The following is a 14,656-nucleotide window of genomic DNA, read 5'->3' on the forward strand; positions in this document are numbered from 1 at the left end:
CGCTATTTCGCCCCCTTCGCCTGCTCAACGAACTTGTTGGTGAAGGTCTTGCTGACGTCGACATTGGCCTTGGCGACATCGGGCGAGCCGGTGCTGAACACGGCGAGCACAGCGTCGGCGCCCTTCGGATCCATCTTGCCGGTCTGCGAGTACATCGGGATGGTGTTCTTGAGCGCCGCGAGATACAGCGCCTTGTCCTTGCCGACGAGTTCCTCCGGCATCTTCGCCATGATTTCCTCCGGCGTGTGCGAATGGATCCAGCCCAGCGTCGCCACGATGGCGTTGGTCAGCGCCTGCGTATCCTTGTCATGGCCGGCGATCCAAGCCGCGGTCGAATACAGCGCGCCGCCGGGATACTCGCCGCCGAACACCTCCAGCGTGTCGTGCTGGGTGCGGGTGTCGCTGAGGATCTTGAGGTCCGGATGCTTGCCCTGCAGCACGGTGACCGAGGGGTCGAGCATGACGGCAGCATCAATCTGGCCCTGCTCCATCGCGGCCACCGCGGTCGCGCCGAGACCGACGCCGATCACCGCGGTGCCCGACGGATCGAGGCCGTTCTTCTTCAGCATGTACTTCAGGAAGAAGTCGGTCGAGGAGCCCGGCGCGCTGACGCCGACCTTCTTGCCGGCGAGATCCTTGACCGAACTGATCTCCTTGTTGTGCGACGGCGCCACCACCAGCACGAGACCGGGATAGCGGTCGTAGACGACGAAGGACTGCATCTCCTGCTTCTTGGCCGCGAGATTGACGCAGTGATCGAAATAGCCGGAGACGACGTCGGCGCTGCCGCCGAGCACGGCCTTCAGCGCATCCGAGCCGCCCTTGAGGTCGACCAGCTCGACCTCGAGCCCGGCCTTCTCGTATTCGCCGAGCTGCTTGGCCAGCACGGTCGGCAGATAGCACAGGCAGGCGCCGCCCCCAATTGCGATCGTGACCTTGGTGGCAGCGCTGGCGAGACCAGTGCTCAACGTCAGCGCCAGCAGCGCGCCGGTGACCCGGCCGATGATCTTGTTCATGCGTTTCCTCCGTTCATGTTGTCGATCAGACTAGGCGTGTGTGCTGTGAATGAGAAGGCCGCCCCGAATTGCCGCTGTCGTCCCGGCGAACGCCGGGACCCATACCGCGTGATGTCGCGGTTGGAGAAGACTGGTCATCGCGCGTGCCACAAACGACGGCCGGTGGTTATGGGTCCCGGCGTTCGCCGGGACGACAGCGGTGGGTGTGGCGACACCGCGCCCATCACCGTCCATCCGCCGCATCCGGGCGCCACACCAGCAGCCGCCGCTCCACAAGCGTGACGCAGATGTCGATCAGGATGACGAATGCCGACAGCACGAACATGCCGGCGAACACGCCGGCGACGTCGAAGATGCCTTCGGCCTGCTGGATCAGATAGCCGAGGCCGGCCGCGGAGCCGAGATATTCGCCGACGACAGCGCCGACGACGGCGAAGCCGACCGACGTGTGCAGCGACGAGAACATCCACGACAGCGCCGACGGCCAATAGACGTGGCGCATCAGTTGCCGCTCGCTCATGCCGAGCATGCGGGCGTTGTCGCGCACCACGGTCGAGACCTCCTTCACGCCCTGATAGACGTTGAAGAACACGATGAAGAACACCAAGGTCACGCCGAGCGCGACCTTGGACCAGATGCCGAGCCCCAGCCACAGCGTGAAGATCGGCGCCAGCACCACGCGCGGCAGCGCATTGGCCATCTTGACGTAGGGATCGAACACGGCGGCGACCAGCGGCTTGCGCGCGAACCAGAAGCCGACCAGCACGCCGCCGAGCGAGCCGATCGCGAACGCCAGGATCGACTCCCACAAGGTGATCGCGAGGTGCTTCCAGATGGCGCCGGTGGCGAACCATTTGATCACCTGCGCGAACACGTCGACCGGATTGGAGAAGAAGAACGGCGGAAGCCAGATGCGCCCGAACACGGGCACGGTGGCGAGCAGTTGCCACAGCGCAATCGCGACGACCGCGACCAGCAATTGCAGCGCGAGCAGACCGAGACGCGACATTACGCTACTCCGCGCCCGTGGTGACAGAGACAAAGCGCGAGCCGCGCACGCCACTCCGCTCCCTCCCCCCTTGTGGGGGAGGGCTGGGGAGGGGGGTACTCCAACCAACAGTCTTTCCGGGGTACCCCCCTCCCCGACCCTCCCCCACAAGGGGGGAGGGAGTGCACTGTCCAAGTGGAAACAGCGAGGCTCTCATGATCGAATGAGTCACGGCTCCCATCACACCGCCTCCGCCTGCTTGTAGGTCTTCTCGACCTCCGCCTTCAGCGTCTGCCAGATCTCGCGATGCAGCTCGTGGAACTCGTGCTTCATGCGCACCTCGAAGATGTCGCGCGGACGCGGCAGGGTCACGCGCCAGTCGCCGATGATGCGCGAGGCCGGGCCGGCCGACATGATGACGACGCGGTCGGCGAGCGCGATCGCCTCCTCGAGATCGTGGGTCACGAACAGCACCGCCTTGCGGTCGGCATTCCAGAGATCGAGCAGCAGATTGCCCATGATCTGCCGCGTCTGCGCGTCCAGTGGTCCGAACGGCTCGTCCATCAGGATGATGCGCGGATTGCGGATCAGCACCTGGGCGAGGCCCACGCGCTTGCGCTGGCCGCCCGACAGCATGTGCGGATAGCGGTTGCCGAATGCGCCGAGGCCGACCGAGGTCAGCCATTGCTGCGCCTTGGCGGCCGCATCCTTCGACGGCGTGCCCGCGACCTCGAGCCCGATCGCGACGTTCTCCAGCGCGGTCTTCCATGGGAACAGCGCATCGGCCTGGAACAGGTAGCCGGCGTCGCGATTGAGGCCGGCCAGAGGCTGGCCGAAGATGCGCACGTGGCCGGCGGCCGGCTTCAGCAGTCCCGCCGCCACGTTGAGAAGGGTGGATTTGCCGCAGCCGGTCGGCCCGACGATGGCGACGAACTCGCCATCGGCGACGCTGAGATCCGCCGTCTCGACGGCGGTGTAGGTGCGTCCGCCGGCGAGACGGAATGCCACCGTCGTTCGCTCCAGCGCGACCGCGGCGGCGGTGGGCATCGTCACGTCCAAGTTCCTCCCCCGAGAATGGCCGGGACGGCTTAGCCGCTTGCGCGGCGAAGTTCAACGCGGCGGCCGGACGTGCTAGGTCGTCTGACTGAGCCCAAGGCCAACCTTAAGGCCAACCTTAAGGCCAACATTCCGCAAGGCCGCATGCCGCGCACGCCGTTCATCGTCTACACCAACGTCCGCAAGAGTTTCCCCGGCCCGGCAGGCGCCGTGACCGCGGTCGACGGCGTCTCGCTGGAGATCGCCGAGGGTGAATTCCTGGCGATCGTGGGCGGCTCCGGCTCGGGCAAGACCACACTGCTGCGGCTGGCCAACCGCCTGATCGAGCTGGACGGCGGCGCGATCCGGATTGCCGGCGAGGATATCGCCGGCCTCGATCCTGTCAGCCTGCGTCGCCGGGTTGGCACCGTGTTCCAGAACGGGGCGCTGTTTCCGCACATGATGGTTGCCGCCAATATCGGCATCACCCCCAGGCTGCTGGGTACGCCCGCGAACGAGATCGCCGCCCGTGTCGACGAGCTGCTCGACCTCGTGCGGCTCGACCGCAAGGCGCATCGCGACCGGCTGCCGCACGAGCTCTCGGGCGGCCAGCGCCAGCGCGTCGGCGTCGCCCGCGCGCTCGCGGCGCGGCCGAAGATCGTGCTGATGGACGAGCCGTTCGGCGCGCTCGATCCGCTGACGCGTGATGCGCTCGGCAGCGACTACCGCGCCCTGCATGAGCAGTTCGCTCTGACCACGATCATGATCACGCACGACATCACCGAGGCGCTGCTGCTCGCCGACCGCATCGCGGTGATGCGCGGCGGACGTCTGATCGAGATCGGCACGCCGGCCGAGCTCGCGGCCAGCCGCGACCCCTACGTGACGGAGCTGATGACGACGCCGCGCCGACAGGCGGCGCGGCTGGCCGCGCTGCTGCCCGAAAGCGGCACAGTATGAGCGCACTGTCCGATCCACGCTTCACCGAGGCGCTGTCGCATCTCACGGATTATCTCGGCAGCCACCTGCGCGTGAGCCTCGCCGCGCTGGCGCTCGGCCTTGCCGTGAGCTTTCCGCTGGCGCTGCTCGCGCGCAATCGCCCTGCCCTGCGCAATCTGCTGCTCGGCGTCGCCAGCGTGGTGCAGACGGTGCCGGGACTGGCGCTGCTGGCGCTGTTCTATCCGCTGCTCCTGGCGCTGACGGCACTCACCTTGCGCTGGTTCGGGCTCTCGTTCTCAGCCTTCGGCTTCCTGCCGGCCATGCTGGCGCTGGCGCTGTATTCGATGCTGCCGGTGCTGCGCAACACCATCACCGGGCTGAACGGCGTCGACGCAAGCCTGATCGAGGCCGCCAAAGGCGTCGGGATGACCGAGCGCCAGGCGCTGACGATGGTGGAGCTGCCGCTGGCGCTGCCGGTGATCATGGCTGGCATCCGCACCGCTGCGGTGTGGGTGATCGGCACCGCGACCTTGTCGACACCGATCGGCCAGACCTCGCTCGGCAACTACATCTTTGCAGGTTTGCAGACCCAGAACTGGGTGCTGGTCGTGTTCGGCTGCATTGCCGCCGCCGTGCTGGCGCTTGCCATCGATCAGTTGCTGGCGCTGATCGAGGATGGCCTGCGCAGGCGCAGCCGTGCCCGTGTCGGGCTTGGCACCGCAACCATCGCGCTCATGGTCGGCGCGAGTCTCCTGCCCTCGCTGGCCGGCGGCTCGGCACGCTACGTGATCGGCGCCAAGACGTTTACCGAGCAATATGTGCTGTCGGCCTTGATCAGCGAGCGGCTGCAGGCAGCCGGTCTCTCGGCGACGACACGCGCCGGGCTTGGCTCCAGCGTGATCTATGAGGCACTGAAGAACGGCGACATCGACGCCTACGTCGATTACTCCGGCACGCTGTGGACCAACCAGTTCCACCACAAGGAGCAGTTGCCGCGCGCCGCGCTGCTCGATGCGCTGAAGCAGGATCTCGCCAAGGACAAGGTCACCCTGCTCGGCGAGCTCGGCTTCGAGAATGCCTACGCGCTGGTGATGCCGCGCAAGACGGCCGAGGCGCTCGGCATCCGCTCGATCGCCGACCTCGCGCGCCACGCCAGCGACATGTCGATCGCCGGCGACTACGAGTTCTTCTCGCGCCCGGAATGGGCGGCCCTGCGCGACGCCTATGGCCTCGCCTTCCGCGCCCAGCGCCAGATGCAGCCCGACTTCATGTATGCCGCCGCCGCCTCCGGCGAGGTCAACGTCATCGCCGGCTACACCAGCGACGGCCTGATCGCGAAATATGATCTCGTCGTGCTCGACGATCCCAAGCAGGCGATCCCGCCTTACGACGCGATCCTGCTGCTGTCGCCGAAGCGTACCGAGGACCGCGCGTTGCAGGATGCGTTACGACCGCTGCTCGGCCGCATCGACATCGCGACCATGCAGCAGGCCAATCTGCGCGCCTCCGGCAGTGACGCGGAGTCCTCGCCGCAAGCGGTGGCGCGCTGGCTGTGGAGCAAGACGTCGAAGTAGGCCCCACAGTCTCGCCGCGTCATTGTGAGCGCAGCGAAGCAATCCAGGGCGTCACGAGGACTCTGGATTGCTTCGGCTCGCTCGCAATGACGGTGGTGGTTGGCGCAACCTCCACACGCACTAGGGTCAGGACTCATTGATCGAGCCAGAAGATAACAGTTGCCGCGATACAGATGGCGCTGAAGAATGTGTGAGCGCAGCGGTCGTAACGCATGGAGAGACGTCGCCAGTCCTTAAGTCCGGCGAACATATTCTCGACCTTGTGACGCTGCCGATACAGGGATTTGCAATATGTTAGGGGCGATCTGCGCCCAGCCCGCGGCGGAATGCAAGGCTCTATTCCTCGCTTAGCGAGAGCCGCTCGGAAGGCATCGCTGTCATAGCCCCTTGTCGGCGATCAGAGTCTCAGCCTCTGGCAAGAGAGGAGAGACCAGAGCCGCACCTTACGATATTGCGTCGAACGGATTGCCGACATCGCGAGAACCGCACCTCATCGGTTAGATTCCATCGCAGCCCTCATAAACTCAAGGATCACCGGGTGAGGCTGGGTGATGCTCGAAGTCAGCTGAGGTACATAGAGAGTAGCAATGAAGAAGCGATGCGCGGGGATAGTCAGAATCCTCGCTTCGCCGGATGCGTCCGTGCCAATGATTCTCAATCCTGCGTCATGTAGCTTCTGCTGATGCTCCGGGTTCAGTCCGAAATTGCAGTAGTACTGCTCGCGTGGATTCTTCCCCCCGTAGATCGCATCTGCGAGGCTGCCCGGCTCGATTTTGACTTCCATCGTCTGCCCCACGAGCGAGCACGATAATGGTGTGATGAAGAGGTTGGAGGCGTAGGGATCATATTCGGCGTGCGCGGCGTCTTCGAAGCCCAGGACATTGCGACTGTATTCGATCACAACGTGCTGGCAGCCCCCGCAAGTCCCCAAGAGCGGAACGCCGCTCTCGCGCGCGTAACGAATTGCATTGATGGCTCCGAGAAGGCTCTTGTATGGGCTCCCGGGAACAATCCAGATCGCATCAAAACGCCGAAGCTGTTCGGCTGCCCCGGCCTCCAGCTGGACGGTTGAGATCCATTCCGCCGTAATTCGTCCCTCCAGCGTCAGCCGAGCATGCTCAATCGCATCGTTGGTTGCGGTGTGAGGCAGGAAGGAAGGGGTGAATTCGCCAACAAGCGCAATCGCTATGGCGTCGGACATGATCGCTCTCCGGCTGTAGTTCCGCCTTGTAAGAGCATGCCGGTCATGTATATGTAAAATTACTTCGACAGCAGCTGCATATGACAATTACTAATATATCTCTCGCTCACCTTCGGGTGCTCAGCAGCGTCGTGGATTGCGGCACCTTCTCGGCTGCAGCCACAGAGATCGGCCTCACCCAGTCAGGGGTCAGCCAAAGCATCAAGCATTTAGAGGCGGTATTGGGCGGGCAGCTGCTTATAAGGCATCGTGACGGAATCAGAATCACCGAACTTGGTCGGGCAGTGCTCGCCGACGCCCGGGCTGCACTTCAAGCCGTCGAACGCATTCGACAAACCTGCAGCGCGGTCAATGGATTGCTCGCGGGGCATATACGCATCGGCAGTGTATCGAGCGTTGCAGCGCGGCTTCTGCCGGCTCGACTCGCGGAGTTCAAAAGGATGTACCCACGCATCACGGTCAGTCTGATCGAGGGGACCGATGCGGAAGTTTGCGAATGGGTTGAGAAAGACATCATTGATCTCGGCCTGACGGGAGAGACGACGCCGGCGGTGCAGCCCATCGTCATCATGGAGGATGAATTTGTTGTCGTCGTCGCATCAGACCATCGTCTTGCCAGCCGGGGGCAAATTAGCCTGACAGATGCGGCCGACGAGCCATTTTTGATGTCCGCGTCCGGCTGCGAGCCCGCCATTCGTCAAATATTCGATCAAGCTAAGATCAATCCGCCGATTGTGCTGCGGGTGCGAGATGCCGAAGCGCTCGTAAACATGGTCAGCCAAGATATCGGCATAACCATCATGCCACAGCTCGCCATTCCCGCCGATAGCAGGGCCATTGCACAGATTTCCATTAAACCGCGTCGTAGGCGTCAAGTCTTTGCGATCACGAGAAGTGGCGCTCCCAAAGTGCCGGCGGCAGAGAGATTGAAGGCCATGCTTTCGAATACGAAAGGTTGAAGCCGGCCATCTCCCTGTGGGATTGAGCCGCTCGCCCGAGCGTTCTGTCGGTTAAATGGGTCCTGACCCTAGTGAGCAGTTTACGCTTACATCCCCGGTTCGATCGGCTTCTCCACCGCGCCGCCATTGTCGGCCCAGTCCTTGAAGCCGCCCACGTTGAACACCTTGTCGTAGCCGAGGTCTTTCAGCGCCTTGCCCGCCAGCGCGGCACGGCCGCCGGAGGCGCAGTACAGAATGACGCTCTTGTCTTTGCTAAAATTCTTGTCGTGATAGGGCGAGTCCGGATCGGCGCGAAATTCGAGCATGCCGCGCGAGACGTGGTGCGCGCCTTCGATCTTGCCGCTCTTCTCGACCTCCGGCGCATCGCGCACGTCGAGGACGAGCGTGTTGCCCTTGCCGATCATCGCCTGCGCCTCGGCCGGCGTGATCTTGGGGACCACCGCGTTGGCGGCGGCCATCAGTTCCTTGACGGATGTGGACATGTCGAACCTCTCGCTTACACGGAGCGCACGGGGTAGCCCAACGCGGCCGTCCCGACAATCCTCCCATGGAATGACGGATCGATCGCAATCCCGTGAAGCCACCGACCCGTCGCGGGCGGTGAGAGTCTAGAGCCCCCGGATCAGCTCGGCGTCGATCAGCATGCGGTTGAACCGGCGCGCCTCGGCGCCGTCGCCGCAGGCGTAGAACACGCCCTTGCAGCGGAGCATGATGTCCTTCTGCTCGGCGAAGGACGGATCGAGCGGAATGCCGGCCGCCTCCAAGGTGACCAGCGGCAGATAGGCGGCGTCGATCCGGTCCATCACGACCGCGCTCTGGCGCGGCTCGAAATTGACGGCATCGACGGCGTAATAGGTCTGATAATAGCGCGGATCATAGCTTTCGAGCTTCTCGCCGATGCCGGCCTCGTCGAGTTTGGGATCGAGAATGTGCGGCGAGAACTCCGGCTGGTGATCGCCGTAGCGCACGATCAGGAACGGCTGGTCGCCGAAGCGCTTCTTCAGGCTGGCGAGGAAGCGCTGATAGTCCGTCGCGCTCATCGCCTGGCGGCGCAGATACTCATCGATCGAAGGCACGTTGCCGGGCGCGCGCCAGGATGGCGTCAGGTCGGGCCGGAACGTCGTCTCCCACGGGAAATGGTTGGCGGCGAGATAGACGAACATGAACAGCGGCTTTCCGCGCGGCCGGTGCTGCATCAGATCGAGCGCGGCATCGTAGAAGAAGCCGTCGGGCTCGACGCCCTTGGCGCCGAGATCGCGCGCGTCGAGGAAGCGGTCGACGCCGACCGTGGTCTGGAAGCTGCGCGCGCTCATGAAGGCGCCCTGCGCGGGATACAGCGACACCGTGTCGTAGCCGCAATTGCGCAGCGCCAGCGGCAGGCCGCGCTCGACCCGGCCGGACGCGATCCGCGTCACGAAATAGGCGAAGCGGCCGAACGAGCGCGACGACAGGCCGGCGAGCACGTTGTACTCGGTGAACCAGCTCGGCCCGCCATTGCTCTCGGCCATGAACTGCCGCGCCTTGCCGTCGAACGACTTGAAATGGCTGCCATAGCCCGCTGGTACCTTGATGCCTGGCGCCGAGCGGATGTCGAAGCTGGATTCGTCGTGGATCAGCACGATGTTCGGCCGGCGCGCGGCCGGATGACAGGAATCCGGGACAAAGGCAGCCAGACTTCGATCAGCGGTGGCGTCGGATTCCATGAAGCCGTTGGCGAGGAAGTCCGACACCGCCGTGACGCCGGAGCGGGCGAATTTCGACAGATAGCCGTCGTCATAATAGCCACGCCAGGTCTCGTCGCGCCAGTTGAGCGAATACAACGTGAGCGCAGCAAGGCAGGCGAGCTTGCCGGCCAGCGCCGGCAGCCGCGCGACCCGGAACGGGTCGGCCCACCACAGCAGCCCCATCAGCGGCAGCACGACGGCGGCCGCCACCAGCACCGACAGCTTCAGGTTCGGGAAGATCGTGAACAGGAACGCCGCGCTGTCGTGGTCGATCAGCATCACGTCGACGAAGTTCGCCGTCATCTGGACCACGGCGTGCTTGAGCTGCGACAGCAGCACCAGCACCACGACCATGGTCAGCGCCAGCGCGCCGGACACCGCAGGCCGCCGCAGCAGCACCAGCCAGAAGCCGTTCAGGATGCCCCAGGCCAGCACGAAGCCGAGCCGCGAGCCGAAATCGGTCTCGGTGTGCAGCATCAGGGCCAGCGCCGCGACATGCGGCGCGGCGACGGCGGACAGCCGGACCGCCGCGGAGCGCGTTGCGCTCGCCGCGGCGAGCGTGGTGATCGGTTGGTCGTTCGGGGTCAGTGACATCAGGCGATCGAAAGCAGGCGCCCTTCGCCGGCGTATGCCGACAGATCAAGGAAGGCTATCCTGTCATCCGACCGTAATGAAATCGTCACAAATCACAACAGCCCGGATTTGCACGGAGGGCGGCGTGTCGTCTCACGCCGCGACGAGAGGTGGCATCACTGCCGTCCTCGCGTACCGATCCTCGCCCTTTTTCAATTCTGGGCGCCGGTCTCGAGCAGCCGCTCGCGCACCAGGCGCACCGCGCCGCGGCTCCAGGAATAATTGGCGCCGAGGCGCAATCCGCTATCGCCGGCGACGACGAGCGCGCCACTGTCGGCCTGGCGGACACGAAAGCCGATGATGTATTCGGTGCGGCCGATCCGCCTCACGATGCCGAGCAGCGATTGCTGGGCGCCGAGCGCGCGGGCCACCCGCGCCTCGCAATCGTCGCACTCGCGCACCGGCTGCCCCGGCTTGATCTCGCCGGCCGCGTCCACCAGGCGATAGCGCCCGGACTGTGCCAGCAGCTGCCGCACCGCGTCGGTCGTCTCCTGCAGCCCCTTCTGGTCGGATTCGGTCTCGCCGAGCGCGGCGCCCGCGCTGGTGTCGTCGAGCTCGAACGGCAGCAGCGCCAGCCGGATCGGCTCCGGCGGCGCCAGTGCGTCACGGACCTGGCGCGAGACGAACATCTCGGCGCGCTGCCAAGCCTCGTCACTGTCGCCGCGGAAGGTGAATATCTTGTCGAACAGGACCCGATGGGAGGCGACGTCGATGGCCGATGCGCGCGCCCACTGCACCAGGGTGGAGAGCTTCTGGACTCCGCCGGTGATCACGACGGTGGCACCGGCCGCGGCCGCCATCTGCAGCCGGGCCTCCGGGGACGCATCGGTCGGACAGGACGGTGCGCAGGACGGGCTGACCGGCCGCAGCCGCGCGTCGGCGGCGACATCGCGGCGGAGCGCGGCGATGAACGCATCCAGCCGCCGCTGATGCGCGGCGGTCTGATCGACCGGCTCGCCGGACGTGTCGAGATAGCTGAAATCGTCGACCAGCACGGCCGGGACATCGCCGGAGGCGGCGCGGACCGGGCCGGCCGCGAAAGCAAGCGCGAGAACGAGACAACGGACGACGCGACGGTTCGACATGGGATCCCCCTGCAACGATGTCTGGCGGTCGGAAGCTAGACGCTGCCGTGCCATCGCCGCAGCGGCCACGGTCCCGGCGCGGCACGGGAAAATTTCACGACCGCACCGTCCACCGGGCCGCGGCGCTTTTGGCCCGGACGGTTCTGCCGTTAAATGCCGGCCGGCTGGGCTGTCATGGACACACCGAAGATGTGGACCCGCTACGACCTCAAATACCGCCTGACCCTGCGGATCTCGGTGGTCTCGGCGCTCTGCTTCACGGCGATCTGCGCCTATGTGCTGTTCGACATCGACCGCTCGGTGCATGCGCGCAATGAGCGGATCGCCGAGATCACGGCCCGGACGCTGCAATTGCAGCAAAGCAAGATGCATTGGGTCAACAGTCCGCCGGCCGGCTTTCCCGACCTCGATGCGGTCGCGGCGGCGGCGATGCGACCGGGCCTGTGCATCGCCTATCGCGGCGGCGACGGCGCGATCGTGCAGCGGATCTGCGGCGGCGCCGAGGCGCAGACGGACGAACCGCCCCGCGCCTTCGCGATGCCGTATCGGCTGCTGTTCGATCCGGGCCGCGAAGCAGCACGGCCGGTCAGGTTTCGCGACGAAACGACCGGCGATGCCGTCGTCTGGATCGACGCCGGCGTCATGACCGCGGACGCCTGGCGCGAGCTCAGCCGGCTGCTGCCGGTGCTCGGGACGGCGCTGGTGCTGCTGTGCGCGCTGGCCTACGCCGCGCTGGCCCGCGCACTGCGCCCCACCCGGCTGATCCGCGCCGGGCTGGAGCGGATCGCCGCCAACGATCTGTCGGCGCGGCTGCCGCCGTTCGACCTCGCCGAGCTCTCGGCGATCCGCGCTGCCTTCAACCAGCTCGCCGAGGGGCTGGAGACGGCGCTGGCCCAGCGCGGCGAATTGACCCGGCGCCTGATCGCCTTGGAGGACGACGAGCGCCGCCACCTGGCGCGCGAGCTGCATGACGAATTCGGCCAGTCGCTGGCGGCGATCCGGGCGCTCGCGGCATCGATCCGTCACAGCGCGGCGCAGGATTGCCCCGCTCTGGTCGGCGAATGCGACGGCATCGCGCGCACCGCGAGCGACATGATGGAGCAATTGCGCGGCGCGCTGATGCGGCTGCGCCCGCCGGACGTCGACGAGCTCGGCCTCGCCGGCAGCCTGGAGGGCCTCGTCGCCGGCTGGAACAGGCGCCAGCACGGCCGCACCGTTTTCGAGATCAACCTGTCGGGCGACGTCGACCGACTGCCGGGCATCATCGCCACCAATATCTACCGCATCGCGCAGGAGGCGCTCACCAATGCCGTCAAACACGCCGACGCGACGCGGGTGCGGTTGCAGTTGACGCTTCAGGAGGGGCCGGTCAGCGCGACCCTGCTCACCGTCGAAGACGACGGTCTTCTCGGCGAAGCTCCCGACAAGCCGGGCATGGGCCTGCTCGGCATGGGCGAGCGCGTCGCCTCCATGGGAGGCCAGATGAGCTTCGCCGCCACCTCCGGCGGCGCGCGCCTCCACGTCGAGATTCCGGTCCCGGCCCTCTCGCCTGCGCCGACCCAGCCGGAAACGGCATGTGCGGCATGACGACCCCCGCCGGCACCATCCTGCTGGTCGACGACCATGCCGTGGTCCGCGAGGGCTACAGGTCGATGCTGCAGAAGCAGCCGGGGCTGCGCGTGGTCGCCGAAGCCGCCGATGGCGCCGAAGCCTACCGGCTGTTCAAGGAGGTCAGGCCCGATCTCGTCATCATGGACCTGACCATGCCGGGCGTCGGCGGCATCGAGGGCATCCGCCGCATCCGGCAATGGGATCGCGGCGCGCGCATCCTCGTCTTCACCATGCATGAGAATGCCGGCTTCGCGGTGCAGGCGATCCGCGCCGGCGCCCGCGGCTATGTCACCAAGAGCAGCCCGCCGGAGACGCTCGTGCGCGCCGTCATGGACGTCCTCGCGGGCCGCATCGCGATCAGCCCCGACATCGATCACGAGCTCGCGCTCAGCCGCCTCGCCGGCGAGCGCGCGGCCGCCGACGTCCTGTCCGCGCGCGAGTTCGAGGTGATGCAGATGCTGCTCGCCGAACGCACCACCGACGAGATCGCGTCAGCGTTGCATCTCAGCCCGAAGACGGTCGCCAACCTGCACTCGCTGATCAAGGACAAGCTCGGCGTGGCCAGCGACATCGAGCTGGTGCGGCTGGCGCTGCGGCAGGGCCTGCTGACCTGAGCCCGCAGGGCTTACATCCCCGCCAGGATTGTCAGGAGTCGCCAGCGTTGCCCTGCGGCGTCGCTGCCGCTTCCGGCGCCGTGACCGGATCGTCGATCAGGTGAAATGCGCGCCCGAGCCGGCGCTGCACGCTCATCACGGCGCGGTCGACGTCGCTGATCAGGCTGTCGCCGAGAACGACGTGCGGGATCTCCCAGTTGCGGCCGCTGCGCACGTCGAGCGCATGAACGGCCGGCACGCGTGCCGTCTCGCAGCCCGGCTGCGCGCGAAGTTCCTCCTCGACCAGGCGGGTCAGCTCCGCCTGGGTCTTGCCGATGGTCGTCATCGCCGGCATCAGGGCCTGATCGCGGGCATCAGGCCGAGCCGCTTGGCGATGATGCGATCGACGGTCCGTTTCGGAAGCACCCGCACGATCCATTGCCTCATGGCATCGGGCGCGATCTCGTAGCGCACCTTGGGCGCCGGCAAGGTCAAGGCGTCGGCCACCCGCGCGGCGATGGTCTCGGCCGGCAGCCCGGACTGGCCGAGATGCAGCATGAAGGCGCGGATCTTCTGCAGCGCCGGGAAGAACGGCGAGGCCTGATACGGCGACAGGTCGACTTCGTCGGCCTTGGCCCAGATCGGCGTCTTCACCGCGCCCGGCGCGATGACGATGACGTCGATCCCGAACAGCATCAGCTCACGGCGCAGGCTCTCGGACAGCCCTTCGACCGCATGCTTGGAGGTCGAATAGGGCGCCATCAGCGGGTTGCCGTTGCGGCCCGCGACTGAGCTGATCATCACGATCCGGCCGCGCTCTCCCGTCATGGCTGGATCGGCCCCGAGCAGCGGCGCGAACGCCTGGGTCGCGATGACCGGGCCGATGACGTTGACCTCCATCTGATGGCGGAACTGCGCGATCGGCAGCTCCGTCACGGGACCGGCGACGGCGATGCCGGCATTGTTGACGAGACCGGCGAGCGTCTCGCCCTTGAGCGCCGCTCGCACCTCGCCGGCGGCCGCCTTCACCGCCGCCTCGTCGGTCACGTCGAACAGCAGCGGCATGAAGTTGGCGCCGAGCTCGCCGCGCAGACGGTCTGCGTCGGCCTGCTTGCGAACGCTGCCGAACACGCGAAAGCCGCGCGCGAGCAGGAGCTTCGAACAGGCGAACCCGATGCCGGTGGATGCGCCGGTGATGACGACGGATTTCATGGTGACCTCAACGATTTGCGCGGCGATTATCGCACGAGATGCGGCAGGATGCTGGCGCTGATTTTTCGCGCGAGGTCATCGCCCGC

14 protein-coding genes and 1 pseudogene are annotated in these 14,656 nt (G+C 66.1%); 5 read left to right on the forward strand and 10 right to left on the reverse strand.

Annotation, left to right across the window (positions count from 1 at the left end; all coding sequences use genetic code 11):
- Positions 1-2: 2 nt before the first annotated feature.
- The 3 genes from QX073_RS18140 to QX073_RS18150 form a co-directional block, all read right to left on the reverse strand.
- Complete coding sequence (locus QX073_RS18140) at positions 3-1,016, reverse strand: ABC transporter substrate-binding protein (RefSeq protein WP_316226127.1); 1,014 nt, start codon at positions 1,014-1,016, stop codon at positions 3-5.
- 223 nt (positions 1,017-1,239) lie between these two features.
- On the reverse strand, positions 1,240-2,025 hold the full coding sequence (locus tag QX073_RS18145; protein WP_316226128.1) for an ABC transporter permease: 786 nt from the start codon (positions 2,023-2,025) through the stop codon (positions 1,240-1,242).
- Positions 2,026-2,244: 219 nt separating this feature from the next.
- Complete coding sequence (locus QX073_RS18150; protein ID WP_409997663.1) at positions 2,245-3,051, reverse strand: ABC transporter ATP-binding protein; 807 nt, start codon at positions 3,049-3,051, stop codon at positions 2,245-2,247.
- 153 nt (positions 3,052-3,204) lie between these two features.
- Between QX073_RS18150 and QX073_RS18155 the strand changes: the two genes are divergently transcribed.
- Together QX073_RS18155 and QX073_RS18160 are read left to right on the forward strand one after the other, a co-directional pair.
- Positions 3,205-3,999: an ATP-binding cassette domain-containing protein gene (locus QX073_RS18155; protein WP_316226213.1), complete on the forward strand. Its 795-nt coding sequence runs from the start codon at positions 3,205-3,207 to the stop codon at positions 3,997-3,999.
- Positions 3,996-5,552 carry an ABC transporter permease/substrate-binding protein gene (locus tag QX073_RS18160; protein ID WP_316226129.1) on the forward strand — a complete coding sequence of 519 codons (1,557 nt, stop codon included), beginning with the start codon at positions 3,996-3,998 and terminating at the stop codon, positions 5,550-5,552. Before QX073_RS18155 ends, QX073_RS18160 begins: the two co-directional genes overlap by 4 nt.
- 133 nt (positions 5,553-5,685) lie before the next feature.
- On the opposite strand, the pseudogene QX073_RS34425 reads toward QX073_RS18160, so the two are convergent.
- Together QX073_RS34425 and QX073_RS18165 are read right to left on the reverse strand one after the other, a co-directional pair.
- Positions 5,686-5,928, reverse strand: a pseudogene (locus QX073_RS34425) (transposase); the annotation flags it as partial.
- A 114-nt stretch (positions 5,929-6,042) separates the two neighbouring features.
- Positions 6,043-6,753, reverse strand: a complete 711-nt coding sequence (locus QX073_RS18165; RefSeq protein WP_316174226.1) for a glutamine amidotransferase-related protein — start codon at positions 6,751-6,753, stop codon at positions 6,043-6,045.
- A gap of 80 nt (positions 6,754-6,833) precedes the next feature.
- On the opposite strand from QX073_RS18165, the gene QX073_RS18170 reads away from it, so the two are divergent.
- Positions 6,834-7,712 (forward strand): LysR family transcriptional regulator, encoded by an 879-nt coding sequence (locus QX073_RS18170; protein ID WP_315769082.1) that lies wholly within the window; start codon positions 6,834-6,836, stop codon positions 7,710-7,712.
- An 86-nt stretch (positions 7,713-7,798) separates the two neighbouring features.
- On the opposite strand, the gene QX073_RS18175 is transcribed toward QX073_RS18170, so the two are convergent.
- From QX073_RS18175 to QX073_RS18185, 3 genes are all read right to left on the reverse strand, one after another.
- Positions 7,799-8,194 (reverse strand): rhodanese-like domain-containing protein, encoded by a 396-nt coding sequence (locus QX073_RS18175; protein ID WP_315713332.1) that lies wholly within the window; start codon positions 8,192-8,194, stop codon positions 7,799-7,801.
- 126 nt (positions 8,195-8,320) lie between these two features.
- Complete coding sequence (locus tag QX073_RS18180) at positions 8,321-10,030, reverse strand: sulfatase-like hydrolase/transferase (RefSeq protein WP_315769085.1); 1,710 nt, start codon at positions 10,028-10,030, stop codon at positions 8,321-8,323.
- A 191-nt stretch (positions 10,031-10,221) separates the two neighbouring features.
- Entirely contained in the window at positions 10,222-11,154 is a 933-nt protein-coding gene (locus tag QX073_RS18185; protein WP_316226130.1) for a DUF2380 domain-containing protein, read from the reverse strand.
- A gap of 189 nt (positions 11,155-11,343) precedes the next feature.
- Here QX073_RS18185 and QX073_RS18190 point away from each other — a divergent pair, with 189 nt between their 5' ends.
- Together QX073_RS18190 and QX073_RS18195 are read left to right on the forward strand one after the other, a co-directional pair.
- Positions 11,344-12,741 carry a HAMP domain-containing sensor histidine kinase gene (locus QX073_RS18190; protein ID WP_316226214.1) on the forward strand — a complete coding sequence of 466 codons (1,398 nt, stop codon included), beginning with the start codon at positions 11,344-11,346 and terminating at the stop codon, positions 12,739-12,741.
- Positions 12,738-13,379 carry a response regulator transcription factor gene (locus tag QX073_RS18195; protein WP_315713335.1) on the forward strand — a complete coding sequence of 214 codons (642 nt, stop codon included), beginning with the start codon at positions 12,738-12,740 and terminating at the stop codon, positions 13,377-13,379. Before QX073_RS18190 ends, QX073_RS18195 begins: the two co-directional genes overlap by 4 nt.
- A 31-nt stretch (positions 13,380-13,410) precedes the next feature.
- On the opposite strand, the gene QX073_RS18200 is transcribed toward QX073_RS18195, so the two are convergent.
- Both QX073_RS18200 and QX073_RS18205 read right to left on the reverse strand, forming a co-directional pair.
- Entirely contained in the window at positions 13,411-13,713 is a 303-nt protein-coding gene (locus tag QX073_RS18200) for a hypothetical protein (RefSeq protein WP_315825236.1), read from the reverse strand.
- On the reverse strand, positions 13,713-14,570 hold the full coding sequence (locus QX073_RS18205) for an SDR family oxidoreductase (RefSeq protein WP_316192850.1): 858 nt from the start codon (positions 14,568-14,570) through the stop codon (positions 13,713-13,715). Before QX073_RS18205 ends, QX073_RS18200 begins: the two co-directional genes overlap by 1 nt.
- Positions 14,571-14,656: the final 86 nt, after the last annotated feature.

Origin of the sequence: Bradyrhizobium sp. SZCCHNS3052 (assembly GCF_032484495.1) — a bacterium.
Taxonomy (GTDB): domain Bacteria; phylum Pseudomonadota; class Alphaproteobacteria; order Rhizobiales; family Xanthobacteraceae; genus Bradyrhizobium.